Source organism: Robertmurraya korlensis NBRC 107688, from assembly GCF_001591645.1.
In the GTDB taxonomy this organism is placed as follows: domain Bacteria; phylum Bacillota; class Bacilli; order Bacillales; family Cytobacillaceae; genus Robertmurraya_A.
This window is the reverse complement of sequence record NZ_BCVH01000013.1, coordinates 1-22,276: the sequence shown is the minus strand read 5'-3', so window position 1 is coordinate 22,276 and position 22,276 is coordinate 1. Positions and strand designations below refer to the sequence as shown.

General features: G+C 40.0%; 24 protein-coding genes. 15 read left to right on the top strand and 9 right to left on the bottom strand.

All coding sequences use genetic code 11. The features are described 5' to 3' along the window. Positions 1 to 99 precede the first annotated feature (99 nt). Positions 100 to 2,496 carry an immune inhibitor A domain-containing protein gene (locus tag BKO01S_RS16275; protein ID WP_084362115.1) on the bottom strand — a complete coding sequence of 799 codons (2,397 nt, stop codon included), beginning with the start codon at positions 2,494 to 2,496 and terminating at the stop codon, positions 100 to 102. A gap of 274 nt (positions 2,497 to 2,770) precedes the next feature. On the opposite strand from BKO01S_RS16275, the gene BKO01S_RS16270 reads away from it, so the two are divergent. Continuing rightward, positions 2,771 to 3,244: a flavodoxin domain-containing protein gene (locus tag BKO01S_RS16270; protein WP_066056419.1), complete on the top strand. Its 474-nt coding sequence runs from the start codon at positions 2,771 to 2,773 to the stop codon at positions 3,242 to 3,244. Between the two features lie 59 nt (positions 3,245 to 3,303). On the opposite strand, the gene pepT is transcribed toward BKO01S_RS16270, so the two are convergent. From pepT to BKO01S_RS16260, 4 genes are all read right to left on the bottom strand, one after another. Next, entirely contained in the window at positions 3,304 to 4,539 is a 1,236-nt protein-coding gene (pepT, locus tag BKO01S_RS16265) for a peptidase T (protein WP_066056417.1), read from the bottom strand. Positions 4,540 to 4,898: 359 nt separating this feature from the next. Then, positions 4,899 to 5,063: a YfhD family protein gene (locus BKO01S_RS24025; RefSeq protein ID WP_269748540.1), complete on the bottom strand. Its 165-nt coding sequence runs from the start codon at positions 5,061 to 5,063 to the stop codon at positions 4,899 to 4,901. Between the two features lie 98 nt (positions 5,064 to 5,161). Beyond that, positions 5,162 to 5,290 carry a YfhE family protein gene (locus tag BKO01S_RS24020; protein ID WP_084362114.1) on the bottom strand — a complete coding sequence of 43 codons (129 nt, stop codon included), beginning with the start codon at positions 5,288 to 5,290 and terminating at the stop codon, positions 5,162 to 5,164. A gap of 71 nt (positions 5,291 to 5,361) precedes the next feature. Then, a complete protein-coding gene (locus BKO01S_RS16260) occupies positions 5,362 to 6,264 on the bottom strand; it encodes a TIGR01777 family oxidoreductase (protein ID WP_066056413.1) in 903 nt (300 codons plus the stop codon). Positions 6,265 to 6,364: 100 nt separating this feature from the next. On the opposite strand from BKO01S_RS16260, the gene recX reads away from it, so the two are divergent. Continuing rightward, positions 6,365 to 7,162 carry a recombination regulator RecX gene (recX, locus tag BKO01S_RS16255; protein ID WP_066056410.1) on the top strand — a complete coding sequence of 266 codons (798 nt, stop codon included), beginning with the start codon at positions 6,365 to 6,367 and terminating at the stop codon, positions 7,160 to 7,162. A gap of 4 nt (positions 7,163 to 7,166) precedes the next feature. Here the strand turns inward: recX and BKO01S_RS16250 are convergent, their stop codons facing one another. Further along, complete coding sequence (locus tag BKO01S_RS16250) at positions 7,167 to 7,826, bottom strand: SDR family NAD(P)-dependent oxidoreductase (protein WP_066056407.1); 660 nt, start codon at positions 7,824 to 7,826, stop codon at positions 7,167 to 7,169. A gap of 81 nt (positions 7,827 to 7,907) precedes the next feature. Between BKO01S_RS16250 and BKO01S_RS16245 the strand changes: the two genes are divergently transcribed. Then, positions 7,908 to 8,243, top strand: coding sequence for a YfhH family protein (locus BKO01S_RS16245; protein ID WP_066056405.1), 336 nt, complete (start codon positions 7,908 to 7,910; stop codon positions 8,241 to 8,243). A 16-nt stretch (positions 8,244 to 8,259) separates the two neighbouring features. On the opposite strand, the gene BKO01S_RS16240 is transcribed toward BKO01S_RS16245, so the two are convergent. Next, positions 8,260 to 8,409, bottom strand: coding sequence for a small, acid-soluble spore protein K (locus tag BKO01S_RS16240; RefSeq protein WP_066056402.1), 150 nt, complete (start codon positions 8,407 to 8,409; stop codon positions 8,260 to 8,262). 96 nt (positions 8,410 to 8,505) lie between these two features. Here BKO01S_RS16240 and BKO01S_RS16235 point away from each other — a divergent pair, with 96 nt between their 5' ends. After that, positions 8,506 to 8,775 (top strand): YfhJ family protein, encoded by a 270-nt coding sequence (locus BKO01S_RS16235; RefSeq protein WP_066056399.1) that lies wholly within the window; start codon positions 8,506 to 8,508, stop codon positions 8,773 to 8,775. Between the two features lie 33 nt (positions 8,776 to 8,808). Here the strand turns inward: BKO01S_RS16235 and BKO01S_RS16230 are convergent, their stop codons facing one another. Continuing rightward, complete coding sequence (locus tag BKO01S_RS16230) at positions 8,809 to 9,789, bottom strand: metal-dependent hydrolase (RefSeq protein WP_066056395.1); 981 nt, start codon at positions 9,787 to 9,789, stop codon at positions 8,809 to 8,811. Positions 9,790 to 10,014: 225 nt separating this feature from the next. Between BKO01S_RS16230 and mutY the strand changes: the two genes are divergently transcribed. After that, positions 10,015 to 11,109 (top strand): A/G-specific adenine glycosylase, encoded by a 1,095-nt coding sequence (mutY, locus tag BKO01S_RS16225; protein WP_066056392.1) that lies wholly within the window; start codon positions 10,015 to 10,017, stop codon positions 11,107 to 11,109. 173 nt (positions 11,110 to 11,282) lie between these two features. Here the strand turns inward: mutY and yfhS are convergent, their stop codons facing one another. After that, on the bottom strand, positions 11,283 to 11,507 hold the full coding sequence (gene yfhS / locus BKO01S_RS16220) for a mother cell protein YfhS (protein WP_066056389.1): 225 nt from the start codon (positions 11,505 to 11,507) through the stop codon (positions 11,283 to 11,285). A gap of 105 nt (positions 11,508 to 11,612) precedes the next feature. Between yfhS and fabL the strand changes: the two genes are divergently transcribed. The 10 genes from fabL (at position 11,613) to BKO01S_RS16170 (ending at position 22,227) form a co-directional block, all read left to right on the top strand. After that, complete coding sequence (gene fabL / locus BKO01S_RS16215) at positions 11,613 to 12,362, top strand: enoyl-[acyl-carrier-protein] reductase FabL (protein WP_066056388.1); 750 nt, start codon at positions 11,613 to 11,615, stop codon at positions 12,360 to 12,362. A gap of 74 nt (positions 12,363 to 12,436) precedes the next feature. Beyond that, positions 12,437 to 12,712 (top strand): gamma-type small acid-soluble spore protein, encoded by a 276-nt coding sequence (locus BKO01S_RS16210; RefSeq protein ID WP_066056385.1) that lies wholly within the window; start codon positions 12,437 to 12,439, stop codon positions 12,710 to 12,712. A gap of 857 nt (positions 12,713 to 13,569) precedes the next feature. Continuing rightward, the gene (locus BKO01S_RS16205; protein ID WP_066056382.1) at positions 13,570 to 13,827 is read left to right on the top strand and encodes a YgaB family protein; all 258 of its coding nucleotides are present in this window, start codon (positions 13,570 to 13,572) and stop codon (positions 13,825 to 13,827) included. A gap of 211 nt (positions 13,828 to 14,038) precedes the next feature. Then, positions 14,039 to 14,569 (top strand): nucleoside tri-diphosphate phosphatase, encoded by a 531-nt coding sequence (gene ntdP, locus BKO01S_RS16200; RefSeq protein WP_066056636.1) that lies wholly within the window; start codon positions 14,039 to 14,041, stop codon positions 14,567 to 14,569. Positions 14,570 to 14,655: 86 nt separating this feature from the next. Continuing rightward, positions 14,656 to 16,404, top strand: coding sequence for an ABC transporter ATP-binding protein (locus tag BKO01S_RS16195; protein WP_066056378.1), 1,749 nt, complete (start codon positions 14,656 to 14,658; stop codon positions 16,402 to 16,404). 211 nt (positions 16,405 to 16,615) lie between these two features. Then, complete coding sequence (locus BKO01S_RS16190) at positions 16,616 to 17,605, top strand: ABC transporter ATP-binding protein (protein ID WP_066056376.1); 990 nt, start codon at positions 16,616 to 16,618, stop codon at positions 17,603 to 17,605. Then, complete coding sequence (locus BKO01S_RS16185; RefSeq protein ID WP_066056373.1) at positions 17,598 to 18,563, top strand: ABC transporter ATP-binding protein; 966 nt, start codon at positions 17,598 to 17,600, stop codon at positions 18,561 to 18,563. The genes BKO01S_RS16190 and BKO01S_RS16185 overlap by 8 nt, the downstream gene beginning before the upstream one ends. A 70-nt stretch (positions 18,564 to 18,633) precedes the next feature. Beyond that, entirely contained in the window at positions 18,634 to 20,232 is a 1,599-nt protein-coding gene (locus BKO01S_RS16180; protein ID WP_066056369.1) for an ABC transporter substrate-binding protein, read from the top strand. Between the two features lie 73 nt (positions 20,233 to 20,305). Continuing rightward, complete coding sequence (locus BKO01S_RS16175; protein ID WP_066056365.1) at positions 20,306 to 21,310, top strand: ABC transporter permease; 1,005 nt, start codon at positions 20,306 to 20,308, stop codon at positions 21,308 to 21,310. Positions 21,311 to 21,330: 20 nt separating this feature from the next. Continuing rightward, entirely contained in the window at positions 21,331 to 22,227 is an 897-nt protein-coding gene (locus BKO01S_RS16170) for an ABC transporter permease (protein ID WP_066056363.1), read from the top strand. The last annotated feature ends 49 nt before the right edge of the window (positions 22,228 to 22,276 follow it).

Genomic DNA, 22,276 nt, shown 5'->3' with positions numbered 1-22,276 from the left:
TCGCTACTTTCATCATAACAAAAAGGATTTAAATTTTCAGAAAAAAATGGAAGGACTATAAAAAAGACGATGGAGCAATCTCCATCGTCCACCTAGTTCTTATTTAAATAGAAGGATTTTTCCAACTGTTCCATCAGAGCTTTGGCCAATAACGCGAACTTTCAAGCCGTATTCTGGAACATTACGTCCTGCATCCACCAATCCTTTGTTTGAATAATCCGCACTGTCATCAAATAGAGGAGTACGTTTAGTATGGTTATCCTGCAATGTAATACCTAATGTGCTAGTGTAATCTAAGAACATTTTATCCGTTTTGTTTACATTAAAGGCAGCATCGTGAATTTGGTAGCGAGTAGAACCTACTGCACCATCACTCCAGTAGTTCGTATGCTGGTCCGCATCAACAACACCAACGAAACCGTCACCAGGGTGAATACCAGTCCAGTTAGAATCAAATTGCTTATCAACATACCAAACAACTAATCCTTGATCATAGCTCATCAAGCTTGCTCCACGACGAATATTTGCTAATCCTTCGTCAACGCCGTTGTGGCTACGCCATTCAAGCAAGTAATAGTGCTCGGAAGTCACAACTCCATTTGATTTTGAGAAGCCGTCAGATACGAAAGATGTTTCACCCTCAGCATCATCAAATACAACTTGTTCTCCGTTAACACTTACTGCAACATCGTCTACATAAAATCCTGGATGTACAGCAGCTACGTCTGTCCAGTAGTTAATAGATAGCTCTACTTTTTCTCCAGCGTAACCTGATAGGTCAAATTCGGCATCGACCCATTCACCATTTGAAGAGCCTGTAATTCCATGCCCAGGGTTTTGGTCATGTGGGTTAGTTGTTGTTGTAAGATTTCCTGGAATTGTCTCACCGTTAACCTGAACGGAAGCGTAATCCCAATCAACTTCAATGTCATACCATGTCTTGAATGTTAATTTAGCAGATGTTGCATTTGTTAAATCTAGAGTAGTTGATAAAGAGTTATCTAAATCATTGGCACTACCTGAGAAGTACATTGATTCACCACTGTATGGAGAGGTGATCACTGTTTCTTTGTCAGGAAGCTTAACTTTTAATACATCATTATTTGTTCCTTTTGTAGCAGCTTCATCGAGGAGAACTTCTAGGCCTGCCTCAGGTACGTCTGTTATATTGATTTCAGAACCGGACAGCCAATTGCCACCTGCAGAGGCTTGTAGCATTTCTTTCATGTATGGGCTAAAGCCTGTTGGCATTGAACCTGGAAGAGCACCTGCCCAACTCCCGCTTGACATAATAGACCAGTACCCAACTGGTTCACCTTGACCAGTGTACTGAGTGTCATACTCATCTGGAAGACCTAAATCATGACCAAATTCATGAGCCATTACCCCAACTGCACCGTCCTCAGGTTCAACTGTGTAGTCGTAAGCTGCCATTGTTCCGCCCCAGTAAGGGACAGTAGCTTCCGTTCCGGCAATTGGATAAACACCACCAAGGTTCCAACGATGTGACCAAATCGCGTCTCCACCGATTTTTCCACCGCCAGCCTCTTCACCAACACCAGAGTGGATAACCATTAAATGATCCACAAGTCCGTCTGGCTCAAGGAAGTCTCCATCACCATCAAGGTCGTAGCGATCCCACTCATCATATTCTTCTAGATTAACAGATGGATCCGCCGCTGCGGCGTTTAGTGCTTCAGCTATTAACGTACGAGGTCGTGCATCGCTACCATCTGGAGTTGGAACATTTCCACCGTAATAAGCAGCAGGTTGACTTGCTTTATACCAGCCAGCAACCGTACCTTCTACGGAGTAGCTACCACCAGATTGTTGTTCGTAATATTGCTTCATAGATACATAGGTTTTACCATCTGGACCTTTCCAGCCACCTGTTCCAAATAGCATGTCTTGATAGTGTTCCTGGGAATATGCTTCTTCGCCTTCGTAATACATATCTGTTTCTTCCGGAGTAAGGGTATTGTGAGGGAGGTCAGGGTATTCCATCAACACAACTAGAACTTTATCCGTTCGCATACCGCCGTCCCAAGCTTCTTCTTGGACTGAGTCAACGGCTTGCTTCTTTGTCTGTCCAAGCTTGTTTCCGTTTCCGTTTGTTAAACTAGTAGTTTGCATTTCCTTTTGGAGAGCAGTACGAACATCTTCTACTTTTTCGTGGAGCTCACCAGCTTCTTTTTCTGCTGATGCTGCTTTATTTTGTAGGAACTTGTTTAGGGCTTTTTCTGCCTCTGCTGGGCTTGCGTTCTTTGAGATTTTCCCTGAAGCCTTTAGCATTTTAATTAATCGCTCATCATTAGCAATTCCGAGGTCAAATGGGGAACCACTTGCGTGTGAGTGAGATGCGTGTGAATCACTTGTTGATTCTGCAGCAAGCTTTGAGCTAATTGGTAGAGTCGTAGATAGCATCCCTACACTTAGTGCTAAAGCGGCGGCTGAGGATATGACTTTTGAGATTTTCAAATTTTTCCCTCCATCCATTGTTCTATGTTACCTAAGTTGAAAAAGTATGTAGAATATCAATTATTTAGGAACACGATTGATTCAAATATATCAGAATAATTCGAATTTGTTTATAGGGAAAAGTGACTGATTATTCTTGTATGTATATCTGAATTTTTTGTGAATATTGCACTATGAAAATATATTTAAGGGATGGGGTTGGTAATATAAAAAAAGAGAAGGAATTTACATGTGGTCAATATTTCAACTAACAGTTAGGGTTTAGTCAAAACGGGAGAAAGGAGGAGGTAATTTGAGTATTTTAATCATCTATACAACCAAGCATGGAACGGTGGAAAAGTCGGTGAACCAGTTAAGAGAAAGATTTAAAGAGGTAGAAACAGTGAACCTTTTAAAGGAAAAGGTTCCAGGCCTTTCTGACTATTCGACAGTGATTATGGGGGGATCCATATATATGGGTAGAGCTCAAAAAGAACTCACATCCTATATGGAAATCCATCTAGAAACCTTACTTACAAAAAAGGTTGGATTATTCTTATGCGCAGGACACCCGGACAAATCCATAATAGAGGAGGAGTTTAATCAGTCATTTCCCAAACGTTTAATAGACCATGCAGTTGCTAAAGAAGTATTTGGGTATGAACTTGATTTCGCCAAAATGAACATGCTAGAAAGATTCATCATTAAAAAGGTTCACAAAGTAAAAGAAAGCCAGTTTAAGCTCGACGAAACCAAGATAACCCACTTCGCAAACAAATTAAGGTGACAGACACCCTTCGTGGACAAATCATGTTGATTTGTCCACGTGGGGAGGACAGTCACCTTTTACTTTGCTTTTTCTTCAAATAATCGAGCGATTTCTACGATAACACTAGTTGCTTTCAGCATATTATCAATGGAGATAAATTCAAATTTTCCGTGGAAGTTTTCTCCACCGGTGAAAATATTTGGCGTTGGGAGACCCATATAAGAGAGTTGAGAACCATCTGTTCCTCCACGAATGGGCTCAATAATTGGCTCAATGCCGAGCTTAGTCATCGCCTCGTGAGCAATATCGACAATCTCTTTGACAGGTTCAATCTTTTCTCTCATGTTAAAGTATTGATCATGAAGCTCAAGTTCAATCGTTCCTTGACCGTACTTCTCATTTAAGTTAGCAACAATTTTTTCTACTGCAGATTTTCTATTATTAAAGCTTGTGCGATCAAAATCACGAATAATGTAACTTAGGACCGTCTTCTCAACATCTCCGTGGAAGGATATAAGATGGTAGAAGCCTTCATAGCCCTCTGTATATTCCGGTGCTTCTTCATGTGGAAGGAGGCTGTTTAATTCCATTGCAATCTTAGCTGAATTAACCATTTTTCCTTTAGCGGTACCTGGATGAATATTATTTCCTTTGATTGTTATCTTTGCAGCAGCTGCACTAAAGCTTTCGTATTGAAGCTCTCCAATAGGACCACCATCAACTGTGTAGGCATACGTGGCAGCAAATTTATCCACATCAAATTTATGTGGCCCACGTCCAATTTCTTCATCAGGTGTAAATGCCACACGAATTCTTCCATGCTTAATTTCTGGATGTTGAACTAAATAGGCCATAGCTGTCATAATTTCAGCTATTCCAGCTTTGTTATCAGCACCAAGCAAGGTAGTTCCATCAGTTGTAATTAAATGATGTCCGATGTAATTTTTTAGATTAGGAAAGTCGTTTGGTGAAAGAACAATATGTAGGTCTTCGTTGAGAACAATATCGTTGCCATCATAATTTTCGTGAAGTAATGGATTTACTCCGTTACCGGTAAAGTCTGTTGCAGTATCAAGATGGGCTAAGAAGCCAATCGTTGGAACCTCTTTATCTGTATTTGCAGGAAGGGTTGCCATAACATAACCATTATCATCTATACTTACTTCTTCTAGGCCAATTGACATTAACTCATCTACAAGCTTTTTAGCAAGTGTAAGCTGACCGGGTGTGGAAGGACAGGTGTTACTTTCATCATTTGATTGCGTATCAATAACAACGTAAGAAATAAAACGATCAATCAACTCGATTTTCAAAGCGCAATTCAGCTCCTTTTGACTAATAATTAGGGTGACTAAATTTATTCAACTACAAGAATCATATTATCATAGGGGAAATCGAGTGTCATGTATGATTTTCTTAACGGAGAGGAAAGAGGGGTGTCCACCTGAAATGGACAAAAATGCATAAAGTGTCCACGAGCGGTGACAGACACCGTCGGTGGACAAAACAACCGGATCTGTCCACGAAGGGTGTCTGTCACCCGGTTTTGCACAGGTATTGTGGATGGTTGTGTATAAGTAATGGTAGTGGAACCTCTTTGTATTCATACCTCTGGATGGTTATTAACATTATCCACAATAATGTGGATAATGTTGTGCACAACTGTTAATGATTATGCCTTTTGGTTTTTTCCACTTTTTGCACGCTCATCAGCTGCTTTTGAACGAGCCATTGCTTCTAAGTCGTCGTGGTCGGCAAGGTCACGGTCAAATTCTACATCTAACCCGTCTGATTTCATATTTTTCGGTGTTTGTGGAAGTGATTGTTTTTTACTCAATGCGATCTACCCCTTTCATAGAAAAAAGTACGGAAATGTAACAAATTCCCGTACTTTTATCCTTTACTTTCTCGGACATTGTTATGAATGGAAAAAGTTTAATGTCTCGACTTTTTACCTGAGAATCCTCCTGCTTGGTCAGCAAGCTTGAATTCACGTGAGTAAGTAACCTCTTGCATGCTTGACAATGTACTTTTTGACTTATCCTTTTTCTTCTTATCACTCATTCAAAAACATCCTCTCAAAGGTATTTTCACGTTACTAATTTTTACCTTAACGATCCATTTACATACTTCTTTTATGAGTAAATATTATGAAGAGCGTCTCTAAGTGTCGGATATGTGAACCTAAATCCACTTTTTACTAACTTTTCTGGTACCACCTTTTGTCCTTCTAACAACAGCATGCTCATTTCACCAAGCAATAGACGAAGGGCAAAAGAAGGGGCTGGCATCCAATGCGGACGTTTTAATACAGATCCAAGTGTCTTTCCAAAGGTACTCATCTTTACTGCTTCTGGGGCACAAAAATTTACAGGGCCAACCAGGTCGGTTGAATCAATGACATGACGAATTCCATTAACGACATCTGTGATATGTATCCAAGAAATCCATTGTTCGCCGGAACCGACTGAACCTCCAGCAAAGAAGCGATAGGGAAGAGCAATTCTTGGCAATGCACCCTCATTTTTGTCTAAAATCACTCCGAAGCGCGCAAACACAGTCCGTACACCAAGTTCGATAGCCTCTAAGGTTGAAGCCTCCCATTTTTGCACCGTTTGGGCAAGAAAATCGTCACCAGCCTTCTCGTTTGCTTCCGTAAAGGTTGCATTTGTGGAGGTACCGTAAAACCCAATTGCGCTTGCGTTGATAAGGAGTTTTGGTTTTTGAGTTAACCGCTTGAGAATGGCCACAACCTCGTGAGTTGCAGTAACTCGGCTATTTAAAATTCGGGCTTTTCTACTTTCTGTCCATCGTCCACTGTTAATGGATTCACCAGCAAGATTAATAAATACATCAATTGCTTTAAGCTCTTTTGCAGCATCTGAACCTTCCGTAAGCCACTCCACATAAGTTACACCCTTTTGATATCCATTTTGCGGCTTTCGCGTTAAAATAAAAAGGTCATGTCCATCCGCTCTTAACGAGTCACAAAGAGCTTTTCCGACAAATCCAGTTCCGCCTGAAATAGCAATTCGCATTAGTTTTCCTCCTATAAGGATCCTTTATTGTATATTCTACACGGTTTCCTTCAATTCCTACGTTTACAATGTGCTACATTACTAAAAGAGGTGATAAAAGATGCCAACCATCACAAAAATAACCGTTCAAAAAAAACGGACAGATCGTTATAATATTTTCCTTGATAACGGAAAAGGAGAAGAATATGGTTTTAGTGTCGATGAAGATGTATTAATTAAACACGGACTAAAAAAAGGCATGGTGCTTGATGACCTACTCTTTTCAGAAATATCGTTTTCAGATGATATTCGAAAAGCTTACAATACAGCAGTGAATTATTTAGCACGAATGATGAGAACGGAAACTGAGGTAAGAAAGCATTTAGCCGAAAAAGAAGTGGATGAGGTGATCATTCAGGAGGTTATTCATAAGCTGAATGAATACCAATTCTTAAATGATGAACAGCTAGCTTTTGCTTACGTAAGAACACAAATGAATACGACTGACAAAGGACCATCCTTAATTAAACGTGAGCTTAAGGAAAAGGGAATTCCTGAAGAGTATATTACCGAGGCGATTGAAGAGTTCCCCTTTGAACTCCAGGTTGAAAAGGCAATTGCTTTATGTGAGAAATATATGAAGAAAAACAAACAAGAATCACAGAAAATCATGAAACAAAAGATGGAACAGCTTCATTTTAGAAAAGGCTTTAGCTCACAAGTCTTCCAAATTGCTTTTGAACAAATGGAAACAACTAGCGATGATGAGGAGTTAGAGTCATTAAGGTATCAAGCAGAAAAGTTAGAGCGAAAGTACAGTAAGTTTACTGGCTACGAATATCAGCAAAAAATGAAGCAGGCGCTTTACCGGAAAGGTTTTTCCATTGAAGCCATAAACAGGTATTTAGAGTCCAAATAATAGCTTATTTGGACTCGATTACTAGACAATCCTTTTCTCTTTGTGAAAAAATAATCTTCGCCACTTCTTTTGGCGAACGGAACCGTGAGGGGTCCTTCACATGGTGCGAACGATTCCAAAAGGGTGTGTTCATGCCACCCATATACACTGCTGATATATGAACGGGTGTTGCTTCGTATTCCTTTTGTAAGCTTTCGGTCAAGCCCCGAACGGCAAACTTACTTGCGACATAGACTGCCTCATGAACTTTTCCGCGAAGCCCTGCGGTCGAAATAATATTCATAACAAAGCTTCCCTCTAATTCATAAATACTTGGAAGAACCGCTTGAGTCATATACATGGTACCGAGGACATTCGTATGTAGCATCCCCTCTATCTCGTACTCCTTTACTTGCTCAAAAGGACCGAAGTATCCAATCCCGGCATTGTTAATAAGTCCAATGACTTCATAGTCCTTGAAAATGGATTTCATTTTCTCGTTAACTTCCTGTTTGTTTCGGATATCCATAACAATTACATGTGCATTCGTAATCAACTTTTTTACTTCTTCTAAGGTTTCTGTTGTTCTACCAACTAATATGAGGTGGTAACCCTCATTTGCATACTGTAGGGCGAGCTCTCGACCTAGACCCGATCCTGCTCCCGTAATAATAACTGATTTCAATATGTATCTTCCTTTCGTCCGGAATAATATTATGGTACCATTACCTATACGAAAATACAGCCTAAGAGGCAGGTGGTTGGGATGGAAAAAGAAAAACGTTACAGTGAACTATCTGAGTTTGAATTACATCAAGAAATAACTAAGCTTAATGAGAAGGCAAGGAAAGCAGAGCAGTTAGGCATGGTAAATGAATATGCTGTATTAGAGAGAAAAGCGATAATGGCTAAAGCCTATTTATTAAATCCAACTGATTTTAAGCCTGGTGATATATATGAAATTGAAGGAGATCCAGGCGCCTATTTTAAAATTGATTACTTAAACGGAGTGTTTGCGTGGGGGTATCGATTAGCGGGGAGCCAAAAGGAAGAAGCATTACCGATCTCGATGCTCAAGAATAGCGGGAACCAGACAGGCTGATTCCCAGTATTTGTTATCATCGAGTACTTGAATTTTTCATCCGTTCTTGTGGATGAGTGTTTATCGTTCCATCCGCTCTTTTTGAAGCAAATTCAGGTCTCGCCCGTGGTTCTCCTTGGAATTTATTTCCATTTTGGTTAGGGAAATCCTTGGCTTTATTTCGCATCGCTTTTACCTCCTCAAAAATGAGTGATGAAATAATCAAGCACTATTAGTATGCTTTAATCGGATGGTATCGATAACTGGAAAAGAGGTGAAATCAATGGAACATTATCAACAAAAACTAATTGAATTATTGCTGGAGAAAAATGATAAACTTTCATTTGGACAGGCTCGAACCTGGGTCGAGTTATTGTGGGATGATTTTGAGACGACAAGAGCCAAGGCTGGTTACACCTACCGTGGGAGTGAAATGACTGAAAGAATTGTTCGGCAATGGATTGATTATTATGGTGATAAGCTTCATGACTTTGTTGCTTCTAACCCTAAATATAAGCATTTACTAGAACAAGACCCGAATGACTTACATTAAAAAAGCGATGTCCATGGGAGACATCGCTTTTTGCTATCCAGGAATAATATCCAGCTTTTTACGAAGCTTTTCCTCACTAAAAATCCAACCAGTATAAGAGGACAGGATTTTAAGATCAAGATCTAACTGAACAACGGCCACAAATGGATAATGACCATTGCTTCGGTACCGCAAATCAATAAAGCGCACTTCGTAATACGTATCATACTCATCCACTTCCCATCGATAAACAGGTGAAAAGGAGAGGAAAGCTGAAAGGTTTTTATCTAGCTTTGCTGCTTCAAGAACCGGGGTTTCAGGAACAGCTACTCGTTTAAATTGGTCCAGGATTCGCACCTTGTTATCATGGGCACGTCCAACGAAGAATTGGTTATTATTCATGACAGCGATTCGCCACTGATGAAACTTCATTGTTGGAGCGATAATGATGTCTGTTGCATCCGGGACCAGCTTTTTTACTTCATGGTAAACCTTGCGTCGTGTAATAAATCGAAGAATATAGTAGGCGACTAAGACGGCATATACACCAATAAACGTATAGCCAGGGTGTGCCCCAAACGCCCAAGCAAGGATTCCGACGATATGCATCGCAAAAATAAATGGATCAAATGTATTGATAACCCCTAGGGCCACCCATTTAGAAGAAAAGGGTCGTAATGCTTGTGTTCCATACGCATTGAAAATATCTACGAATACATGGAGGAACACAGCAAAAAAAGTCCAAAGCCATAAATGGAGTAAATTAGCATCTGGAAAAATCGGATAGATTACAGCTGTGATGGCTAAAGGCCAAAGCAATACAGCTGGGATGGAGTGTGTGATTCCACGGTGGTTACGAATATAAACGGCATTGTTTCTAAGCTTTAATACTGTGTCAATATCAGGGGCTTGTGAGCCAACAAGAGTAGCAATCATGACACTAGTTGCTGTTGTGGAGCTGCCTGCTACAACGGGATCGAGTGTTGCAAGTCCTCCTAAAGCTAATCCCATCACTACGTGTGTACCGGTATCCAAAGGAATCTCCCTCCTTTTTAGGAAATAATTGATCCTACTCTAATCTTAATTTTATCAATAATTATCTTGTAAAAGTAGTGATAAATCGTTACTTTAAAGTAGTTGTAATAATTTAAGTGTATTCACTGTCCAATTTAAAGATTTCGGGAAAAAAATTAATGGGAAAAGCTATCTAACATTATATTCCCTTAGTATGTACTTGTTTAACTTTTTGGAGGCAAAAAAATGTCCAATTCTTTAAAAAATGTAACAAATATAAATAAAAACGAATTTCAAAATGATTTGATAGGCTGGTTTGAAAGAGAGCAGAGAGATTTGCCATGGCGGAAGGATCAAGATCCTTATAAAGTCTGGGTATCAGAAATTATGCTTCAACAGACTAGGGTAGAAACCGTAATTCCCTATTTCAACCGTTTTATTACAGAGTTCCCGACAATTGAGGCTCTATCTAATGCTGATGAAGAAAAAGTACTGAAGGCTTGGGAAGGGTTAGGTTACTACTCACGGGTTCGTAATCTGCAATCAGCTGTTCGGGAAGTTCATGAGCAGTATGGAGGAAAAGTACCTAATACGCCAAAGGAAATCTCAAGCTTAAAAGGTGTTGGTCCCTATACGGCTGGAGCCATTCTTTCCATAGCCTATGGAGTACCTGAACCAGCAGTGGATGGGAACGTCATGCGTGTATTTTCAAGGATTCTATCTATTTGGGAAGATATTGCAAAAGCATCCAGTAGAAAAGTGTTTGAAGAAGCTGTTCGTACCTTTATTTCCCACGATAACCCATCTTATTTTAACCAGGCCCTAATGGAGCTAGGTGCATTGATATGTACACCAACTTCACCATCCTGTTTGCTTTGCCCGGTTAGGGACCACTGTCATGCCTTCGAGGAAGGGACTCAAAATGAATTGCCCGTTAAAACGAAGGCGAAAAAACAACGGAAGGTACAACTTGCAGCGGTTATCCTGAAAGATGAGGATGGACGAACGGTTATACAAAAACGTCCATCAACAGGATTGCTTGCAAATTTGTGGCAGTTTCCAAATGTAGAAATCCATCTTCCCGTTCTAGGTGATAGAGAGCAGTTAGTATCGAATTTGGATAAAGAGTTGGAGATCAAATGTAGTATCGGAGAGCTCGTTGGTCATATCGAACATGTCTTCTCTCATCTAGTATGGAATGTAAATGTGTACGAAGGAACTCTATTAGCACCAATCACAACATCTGATCATTTAAAGCTTGTAACCAAAGAAGAAATAGAAAGCTTTGCCTTTCCAGTTTCTCATCAGAAAATGCTGCGTCAATTTTATAAAAAGGAGTAAACGCCACAAGTTTGTGGCGTTTTTCTTTGTCCAGCTTCAGAAGCTAGTGGCTCGATGGAATAATCTAGAGCCATTATTCCTTGGTCATAAGTCAAAGTACTCCAGAAGACAGGCCTTCCTGCGTACTTCGCCTTATGCTTGTCGCCCCTGAGCAAGCTTCTTCCGCTTTTCTATTAGTCATAAGAAACTCTTGTCCCATGAGTCCAATCTGCTTCGTTTCGATGAAGCCCACCACGCTCTTCAATTTCCTTAATAATTTCTCGGTGGATGGTTACACCTTCTGAATTTAAATAAGGCATAATTTGTTGAAGAGAGTGATGGAAAAAAGCTAGCTCCTCTTTTTTCCACTCCGTTTTTGGTATCATAGAGAGCTCAGTCATATCTCGACCTACATACATTGTCTCACACATCCTCTATTTTTCTTATAGATGTATTGTGGTAATCTTATTTGTGAACTATTCATATAAAAGTTAAATTATCAGAAAGTGAAGGGATATGTACATATGACAAATAAAGTAGCACTAATAACTGGAAGTAGCAGAGGGATTGGAAAAGCAACGGCCCTACGATTAGCAAAAGAAGGATACGATATTGTCATTAACTACGCTCGTAGCAAAAAAGCGGCGCTAGACACTGCGGGGGAAATTGAGGCTCTCGGTAGAAAAGCACTTGTTGTGAAAGCAAATGTGGGTGATGTTAGTAAAATTAGAACCATGTTTGAAGAAATTGAAGCGCATTTTGGAAGGCTTGATGTATTTGTAAGCAATGCTGCTTCTGGTGTTCTCCGTCCCGCAATGGAGTTAGAAGAATCTCACTGGGAATGGACGATGAATATCAATAGCAAGGCGCTTTTATTTTGTGCACAGGAAGCAGCAAAGCTGATGGAAAAGAATGGTGGCGGGAAAATTGTAAGCATTAGTTCACTAGGTTCCATTCGTTATTTGGAAAATTACACAACCGTTGGTGTATCAAAGGCAGCTTTGGAGGCACTGACACGTTATTTGGCTGTAGAATTAGCACCAAAAAACATTCGAGTAAATGCCGTTTCAGGTGGAGCGATTGATACAGAGGCACTCCTTCATTTTCCTAATCGTGAGGAAATGCTGGAGGAAGCAAGACAAAAAACACCTGCGGGGAGAATGGTTGAAATCGATGATATGGTTAACACGATCATGTTCTTGTTAAGCGATGGATCAGATATGATTCGCGGGCAAACGATTATTGTTGACGGAGGAATTTCTCTCTTAGTTTAATGAAATTGGAAAAAAATTCTTTAGGATAGACTCGTCACCTCTTGGATAAATTAATTTCTGTGGAGGTGATTACAATGGCAAAGCAACCAAACAGAACTCAATCTGGAACTAACGTTCAAGAAGTGAGACAACAAAACGCTGCTTCAGCTGGACAAGGTCAATTCGGTACTGAGTTCGCAAGCGAAACGAACGTACAAGAAGTACGTCAACAAAACGCACAATCAGCTAGACAAGGTTCTCAATCAGCTGGACAAGGTCAATTCGGCACTGAGTTTGCTAGTGAAACAAACGTACAAGAAGTACGTCAACAAAACGCTCAAGCTGAGTCTCGTAAAGGCCAAAACTCTTAATAATAACCACAATAAGGTGCTCTTTTTCTTCGGAAAGAGCACCTTATTTTTTTATGTGCATTGCAACTATTTTTAGGTCTCAATGACCGTTGTAAAGTAAACGGAGGTACGAAGGTAAGAGAGAACGTCGCTCAGTGCCCGTTGGAGAGTAAACGCGGGTACAATGGTAAGAGAGAACACCCGTCAGTGCCCGTTGGAGAGAAAGTAGAGGTACGATGGTAAGAGAGAGCGTAGCTCAGTGCCCGTTGGAGAGTAAACGGAGGTACAATGGTAAGAGAGAATGGCCGTCAGTGCCCGTTGGAGAGTAAAAGGAAGTTCGATGGTAAGAGAGAGCGTAGCTCAGTGCCCGTTGGAGAGTAAACACGGGTACGATGGTAAGAGAGAGCGTAGCTCAGTGCCCGTTGGAGAGTATACGCGGGTACAATGGTAAGAGAGAACGGCCGTCAGTGCCCGCTGGAGAGTAAAAGGAAGTTCGTTGGTAAGAGAGAGCGTAGCTCAGTGCCCATTGGAGGGTAAACGCGGGTACAATGGTAAGAGAGAACGGCCGTCAGTGCCCGTTGGAGAGTAAAAGGAAGTTCGATGGTAAGAGAGAGCATCGCTCAGTGCCCATTGGAGGGTAAACGCGGGTACAATGGTAAGAGAGAACGCCCACAGTGTCCCTAGGGAAGAAAGTACATGTTCAACAGCAAGAGAAAAAGTCCTCATTTGGCTACTGCTGCTAAAACAAGTTGCATTTTGACCAACTTTGATAAACCTCGTATTCGACAAAACTTCTAATACGTCTACATAACTAGTCAAAGGAAAGTTTCCGCCATTACCGAATAGTATATATATCGAAAAAGAAGGCGGTGGACAAAGTGAGTGATTTTTCACGATTAGTTGGTGAACAAATGGCTACAATGGAAAAGCTACTATACATACAAACAGAGCTTGAACGCTGTCAGGAAATTGAGGAAGAACTGAGACTGCTACAAAAGCATGCAAATTTGGATAGCATTCAGGATGAAATCCAGCAAATGAAGCAGGATTTGCGTGAGATTCATCAAATCTTCGAAAGGCAGACGGAGGAGCTTATTCGCTCCTATCAGGAAGCAGAAACAGTATTAAGAAGATAGATGAGGAAAAAATATCACAATTTAACTAATTTTATACGTAAATTAAGAGGCCTTTGAGAAATTTCAAGGGCTCTTTGTTTTAAATTCGATGTTTTACCGTTATAATAGTAGAAAACAGGAAATGTTCTTTGTAACCTTTTGAGGAAAACATATATAATTTTAGAAATTTTTAGGTTTCGGGAGCGTTCGGATAATGAAAGTAGGGAGAAAAATGGGCGTACCCATGGAAGGTGAACCGGTCCAAATACATAGTTACAAACATAATGGTCACATCCATCGAGTATGGGAAGAGACTACCGTATTAAAGGGAACGCAAGGATTAGTCATTGGTGGAAATGACCGTACCATCGTAACAGAATCTGATGGAAGAACCTGGATTACTAGAGAGCCAGCCATTTGTTATTTTCACTCTCAATATTGGTTTAATGTAATCGGAATGATACGTGAAGATGGAGTGTATTATTATTGCAACATAAGCTCACCCTTTATTTTTGATGGGGAAGCTTTAAAATACATTGACTATGACCTTGATATTAAAGTGTTTCCTGATATGACATTTAACTTACTAGACGAGGATGAGTACGAGCGTCATCGTATAGAGATGAACTACCCTGAGGTCATTGATAAAATCCTTCGTGCAAATGTGGACAACCTTATTGGGTGGATTCGTCAAAGAAAAGGACCTTTCGCACCAGATTTCATTGATACGTGGTACGAAAGATATTTAACATACAGACGGTAATCAATTTACGGAAAAAAACGCCTGTTGTCACTAGTTGCAACAGGTTTTTCTTTATGTGAGTAAGAGTGAAATGGAGGATAGGCAGGATGAGTAGCATTCGAAGGTATTTACACTTTGTAAAACCGTATCGACTACAAATTATTGGGACAATTGTGATTGGAATTATTAAATTTGTGATACCACTATTAATTCCGATACTAATCAAATATGTCCTAGATGATATCGTTGGTAATAATACATTATCTGTTGAAGAAAAAACGAGCAAGCTATTTATGATTATGGCCATTATGATGGTTATATTTGTTGTTGCTAGACCACCAATTGAGTACTATCGCCAATACTATGCACAATGGGTTGCAAGTAAAATATTGTATGATATAAGAGACGAGCTATACACTCATATTCAAAAGCTAAGTTTTAAGTATTATTCAAATACAAAGGCAGGGGAAGTAATCTCCCGTGTTATTAATGACGTGGAGCAAACCAAAACATTTGTGATTACGGGATTAATGAATTTATGGCTGGATGTTGCTACGATAGCAATAGCGATTATTTTGATGATGACGATGGATGTTAAGTTAACACTTGTTTCACTCGTGTTGTTTCCCTTTTACGCCTTTTCAGTAAAGTATTTTTTCGGCAATTTACGTGGACTAACTAGAAGAAGGTCTCAGGCTCTTGCTGAGGTACAAAGCTTTCTCACTGAGCGTGTCCAAGGAATGTCTGTCATTAAGAGCTTTGCAGTGGAAGACTATGAGCAGGAACGCTTTGACAAGCAAAATAAAAATTTTCTAACAAAAGCATTAGACCATACGAAATGGAATGCCAAAGCATTCGCGGTTGTCAACACGATTACAGACATCGCCCCGCTCATTGTGATCGGCTTCTCGGGTTACCAAGTAATTCAAGGGGACCTATCAATCGGAGAAATGGTTGCCTTTATCGCATATATTGATCGACTTTATAATCCTCTTAGAAGATTGGTTAATTCTTCTACGACATTGACACAATCTATTGCTTCCATGGACCGCGTGTTTGAATTTGTGGATGAAAAATACGATATTGACGATTCTTCTGATGCAGTTGAATGTACAAATGTCGTTGGGAACATTCATTTTCAGAATGTGTATTTTAGATATAATGAGGATGAACAAGATATATTAAAAAACGTCAATCTTGAAGTGACCCAAGGAGAAACCATTGCACTTGTTGGTATGAGTGGTGGAGGAAAATCTTCGTTAATTAGCTTAATTCCAAGGTTTTATGATGTCACAGGCGGCGCCATTTATTTAGATGGAAAAGATATCCGTTCGTTCCAGGTTCGATCACTAAGAGATAAAATTGGAATGGTTTTACAAGACAGTATTTTATTTAGTGATTCGGTAAAAGAGAATATATTGCTAGCCAAACCTGGAGCTTCAGACGAAGAGGTAATTGCAGCTGCTAAGGCAGCCAATGCTCACGAATTTATCATGAACCTACCAGAAGGATACGAAACAAAGGTTGGAGAAAGAGGCGTCAAGCTTTCAGGTGGACAAAAGCAGCGGATCGCGATTGCAAGAGTATTTATTAAAAACCCACCAATTCTAGTGATGGATGAGGCCACTTCCGCTCTTGATCTTGAGAGTGAAGCACTCATTCAAGAGGCCTTTGAAAAGCTAGCAAAGGATCGAACGACCTTTATCGTTGCTCATCGACTATCTACTATTACTCATGCAGACCGAATAGTCTTGATAGAGAATGGTGAGATTTCTGAAATTGGGAAGCATGAAGAACTTATGAAGAGACAAGGAAATTACTATAAATTATTTCAAATTCAACAATTGGAGCATTAACAACACCCCCGAGGAATAAACCTTCGGGGGCTTTTTGTCATTTCTGTTAGGACTAACTCATAAGATAAGAAGATAGGGTATATAAAAGTTATCTTATTATACTATTCTAAAAATTAACAGTGTTGAGAAATAGTTGTAGACTTACCAGTATTTATAGAATAAAATGAAAAAAAAGAATGAATTGAATATTCAGTAAGAGAGGAGTAACTTTGTGAGTCAAACTCCAGTATTAGATGTAAAACAGCTTCAGACGACCTTTTTTTCAGGAGATGGAGAAATTCCTGCGGTTGACCAAATCAGCTTCTCTGTAAATAAGGGAGAGATTCTTGGGATTGTTGGTGAATCAGGATGCGGAAAAAGTGTAACATCCTTATCAATTATGAAGCTTATTCCCCAGCCACCTGGAAAAATAACAAATGGTGAAATCTGGTTAAATGGTGAAAATCTAGTTCAAGCTTCAGAAAAAAGAATGCGTCAGATAAGAGGCAATGAAGTCGCCATGATTTTCCAAGAACCAATGACTTCACTTAATCCACTTTTTACAATAGGCAATCAATTGATAGAAGGAATTCGAATACATAAGAAAATAAGTAAAAGAGAAGCACGAGTTGAAGCGATCGAGATGTTAAAGCTTGTTGGACTTCCTCGCGCAGAACAAATAATCGATGAATACCCTCATCAGCTATCGGGTGGCATGAGACAGCGTGTCATGATTGCGATGGCCCTTTCTTGTCATCCACGATTATTAATCGCCGACGAGCCGACAACTGCATTAGATGTAACGATACAGGCTCAAATTTTAGCGTTAATGAAAGACTTGAATGAAAAACTAGATACAGCAATCGTTATGATTACCCATGATCTTGGAGTGGTCGCAGACCTTTGTCAACGAGTCATCGTTATGTATGCGGGGAAAATTGTTGAGGAAGCAGAAGTACGAGATATTTTTAAAAATCCAAAGCATCCATACACTGTGGGACTTTTACAATCGGTGCCAGATGTTAGAGAGAAAAAGGAGCGGCTTTATTCAATTCCTGGAAACGTTCCGAAGCCTGGATCCATTCAAAAGGGCTGTCGATTTTCTGCTCGCTGTGATAAGGTGCTTGATCGTTGTTATATAGAGGATCCGAAACTCTATCAATTGGAAAATGGTCAAAGTGTAAGATGCTTCCTCCATGAAGGAGATGTTGCTCATGACTGAAGTTTTATTGAAAGTTGATAATCTAAAAAAATATTTTCCTATCACAGGTGGTTTGTTTGGAAAAACAGTTGGCCATGTTAAAGCAGTCGATGATGTTAGTTTTTATGTTCGAAAGGGAGAAACGCTAGGTCTTGTTGGTGAATCGGGTTGTGGAAAATCAACGACTGGCCGTGTTTTAATGCGTTTGCTAGAGGCAACAGAAGGAAAGGTCGTTTTTGAGGATCAGGAATTAACTAGTCTGAATTCAAATGCCATGAGAAAAATGAGAAAAGAAATTCAAATGGTTTTTCAAGATCCTTTTGCTTCTTTAAATCCACGACATACGGTTGAAAAGATTCTAGAAGAGCCGCTTATTGTCCATGGAATTGGCGATAAGGAGGAGCGAAAAAGAAGAGTAAGAGAAATGCTAGAGGTTGTTGGTTTGAGCAGCTATCATGCAAAGCGATATCCCCACCAATTTAGCGGTGGGCAAAGGCAACGGATAGGGATTGCTCGAGCATTAATGACTAAACCAAAGCTTATTATAGCAGATGAACCTGTTTCAGCTCTTGATGTTTCCATTCAGTCGCAGGTGTTGAACCTACTGGAAGACTTGCAAAAGGAATTTGGTTTAACATATATCTTTATTGCTCATGATCTTGGAGTAGTCAAGCATATTAGTGATCGAGTGGGAGTTATGTATTTAGGTAGATTAGTAGAGATTACTGAATCAGAAAAGCTTTACGAAAACCCTCTCCACCCTTACACGAAGGCTTTACTTGATTCCATTCCCATTCCTGACCCTGATGTGAAAAAGGATCGAGAGCTCTTAAGTGGAGATCTTCCAAGCCCATCTAATCCGCCTCTGGGATGTGCGTTTCATACACGCTGTAGGGATTGCATGGATATTTGTAAAACAACAAGACCTGAAATGAAAGAAATCGAACCTGGTCACTTTGCTGCATGTCACCTTTATTAAGTGGCATGAGCATGGATGATAAATGACAAAAAGAGAGTAGTAAACTCTCAAATTAAGAGGGGGAAAAACATTGAAAAAGCGTACTAGTCTTATGTTTCTTGCTTTTATCCTCATGCTTTCATTAGCATTGGTCGGATGTAGCAAGAACACAGCTAATGAGTCTTCTTCAGAAGGAGAAGGTTCTGGAAGCGAGGAAGCTTCGGTTGATACATTAGTTTTTGGACGTGGTGGAGACTCGGTCTCACTAGACCCAGCTACTGCTACTGACGGTGAATCATTTAAAGTAACAAAGAACATTTTTGAAACGTTGATTGAATTTGGAGAACAAGATACAGAACTTGCTCCAGGATTAGCAACGGAGTGGACGAATAGTGAAGACGGCTTAACTTATACATTAAAGCTACGTGAAGGTATTAAGTTCCATGATGGAACAGACTTTAACGCGGAAGCTGTTAAGTTTAACTTCGACCGCTGGGCAAGTGGTGACAAAGAACAATACTACTACTATAACTCTCAATTCGGTGATCGAATTAAAGAAGTGAAAGTGGTAGATGACTACACGGTTGAATTTGTTCTAAATTCCCCACTAGCACCATTCTATAAAAACTTAGCGATGAGCCCATTTGCAATTGCGAGCCCTGCTGCAATTGAAGAGCATGGTGACAAGTTTTTAGAAAATCCAGTGGGTACGGGTCCATTCGTATTCAAGGAATGGAAGCGTAACGACAGAATTACAATTGTTAAGAACGAAGAATACTGGCAAGAAGGATTACCAAAGCTTAACCAAGTTATTTTCCGTGCGATTCCTGATAACTCTGCACGTTTAAATGCTTTATCTTCAGGTGAAGTAGATCTTATTGATGGTGTAAACTTCTCTGATGTTGGAACGGTTGAAGCGAATGCAGATTTACAAACATTCTACCGTCCTTCTTTAAACGTTGCTTATCTTGGACTTACAAGTACACGTGGTCCATTGAAGGAAAAATTAGTTCGTCAAGCGCTTAACTATGCAGTAGACAAAGAAGCTCTTATCGATGCATTCTATGCTGGAGCTGCTGAGCCAGCGAAGAATCCAATGCCTCCAGTTGTTGCTGGATACAATGATGATGTAGTTGATTATGAGTATGATCCTGAAAAAGCGAAGGAACTTTTAAAAGAAGCTGGCTATGAAAACGGCTTTGAAATGGAACTATGGGCAATGCCTGTAGCAAGACCATATATGCCAGATGGTCAAAAAGTTGCAGAAGCATTACAAGCAAACTTTGAAGCTATCGGTGTAAAGGCAAAAATCGTAACTTATGAGTGGGGTACTTACTTAGACAAGGCACGCCTTGGAGAAGCAGATACCTTCCTACTTGGCTGGACAGGTGATAATGGTGATGCAGATAACTTCTTATATGTGTTACTTGACCAAGACAGCATTGGAAGCAATAACTACTCATACTACCAAAACCAAGAGGTTCACGACCTGTTAGTAGCAGCGCAAACTACTGCTGACCAAGCCGAACGTGAAAAGCTTTATAAAGAAGCACAAGTATTAATTAAAGAAGATGCTCCATGGATTCCACTTGTACACTCACAACCAGCTTTAGCAGGAAAAGCGAATATTACTGGCTTCCTTCCGCATCCAACTGGTTCTGATGTCCTTTCAACGGTTGAATTCAAATAAGAATGAGGAAAAGGGAGTGGAGTTTCGCTCCCTTTTTTCACTCTACTCACCCTAAATTGAAGCGAGGTGGACTATGCTTACTTATACAGTTAAACGGATATTTTCCTTAATTCCAGTTCTACTTGGGTTATCATTAGTGGTCTTTTTTATGATTCGAGCAATCCCAGGTGATCCTGCTCAGTTAATTCTAGGTCAGCTTGCAACAAAAGAGGCTGTTGAGGCCTTAACAAAACAGTTAGGACTCGATCAGCCATGGTTCGTTCAATATTTTCATTATGTAGGAAATTTGTTAACAGGGGATCTTGGTGAATCACTTAGAACAAAAGCGCCTATTTCAGAAGAAATGGTCCCTTATTTAATGGCAACCATCGAGCTCTCGTTCTGCGCGATGTTCGTGGCAGTAGTGATTGGCGTTAATGCTGGAATCATCAGTGCATGGTTCCAAAATTCATGGTTTGATTATGTTGCCATGGTATTGGCTTTAATTGGTGTTTCGATGCCGATTTTTTGGCTTGGACTAATGGAACAATGGGTGTTTGCTATTAATCTTGATTGGCTACCAACCTCTGGCAGGGAGGAAGTTAGGAATCCGGTTACAGCGATTACTAATATTTATATCATCGATACCATCATCCAAGGAAGAACTGACCAGCTTGTTGAGGTCATTAAACACCTTGTACTCCCTAGTTTGGCTTTAGCAACAATTCCGATGGCAATCATCGCAAGAATTACTCGTTCTACCATGCTTGAGGTCATGCGTTCAGACTTTATCCGTACAGCACGTGCAAAAGGATTAAAGATGTTTTGGGTTGTGTACAAGCATTCGCTAAAGAATGCCATTATTCCAGTCTTAACCATTATAGGTTTACAAACGGGTTTATTATTAGGTGGAGCGATCCTTACTGAAACGATATTTAGTTGGCCGGGTATTGGCCGCTATATATACGAGGCGATTGGTTATCGTGACTATCCAGTTGTGCAGTCTGGAGTGCTAGTTATTGCTTTTATATTTGTCATGATTAATTTAATCATTGACTTATTATATGCAGCGATTGATCCTCGAATTAAGTACCATTAATTGAAGGGAGGGATATACCAATGGAACTTTCTACACAAAAAAATGACCAGCCTATAATTGAGACAGACGAGAAGGTTGTCTCCCCCTGGCTAGAAGCATGGAACAGCTTTAAAAAGAATAAGCTTGCCGTTATTGGGGCGTTAATTGTTATATTTTTTATTTTTATTGCGATATTTGCACCTCTAATTGCACCTTATACGTTTAAGGAGCAAATGCTGTCTAACCGCCTGTTACCTCCATCTAGTGATCATTGGTTTGGAACAGATGACTTTGGTCGCGATATATTTTCAAGAGTCGTATATGGGGCAAGAATTTCATTATGGGTCGGTTTTTTAGCGGTTTTAGGCTCTATAGTAGTAGGCTGTCTACTGGGAATTATAGCGGGGTATTATGGCAAATGGGTCGATACAATTATCTCAAGAACATTTGATATTATGCTTGCTTTCCCAAGTATTTTACTAGCAATTGCCATCGTTGCTGTACTTGGTCCTTCTTTACGCAATGCATTGATTGCCATTGCTATTATCAATATTCCAAACTTTGGTCGGTTAATACGTTCAAGAGTATTAACGGTTAAGCAGGAGGAATATATTATGGCAGCAAAAGCAGTGGGAATGAAGGACTCTCGAATATTATTTCATCATGTGTTGCCAAATAGTATGGCTCCTATAATTGTCCAAGGAACATTAGCAATAGCGACGGCTATAATTGAGGCAGCAGCATTAGGTTTCCTAGGACTTGGAGCAGAGGCACCAAACCCTGAATGGGGAAAAATGCTAGCGGATGCTAGAACCTTCCTGATTCAAGCTCCATGGACAATGATTTTCCCTGGACTTGCGATCATGTTGACGGTTCTAGGGTTTAACTTAATGGGGGATGGTCTTAGAGACGCACTGGACCCTCGAATGAAGAATTAACAAAAAGCAGCTGACATATGATCTGACCCAATAAAGTTAGACAAACTTT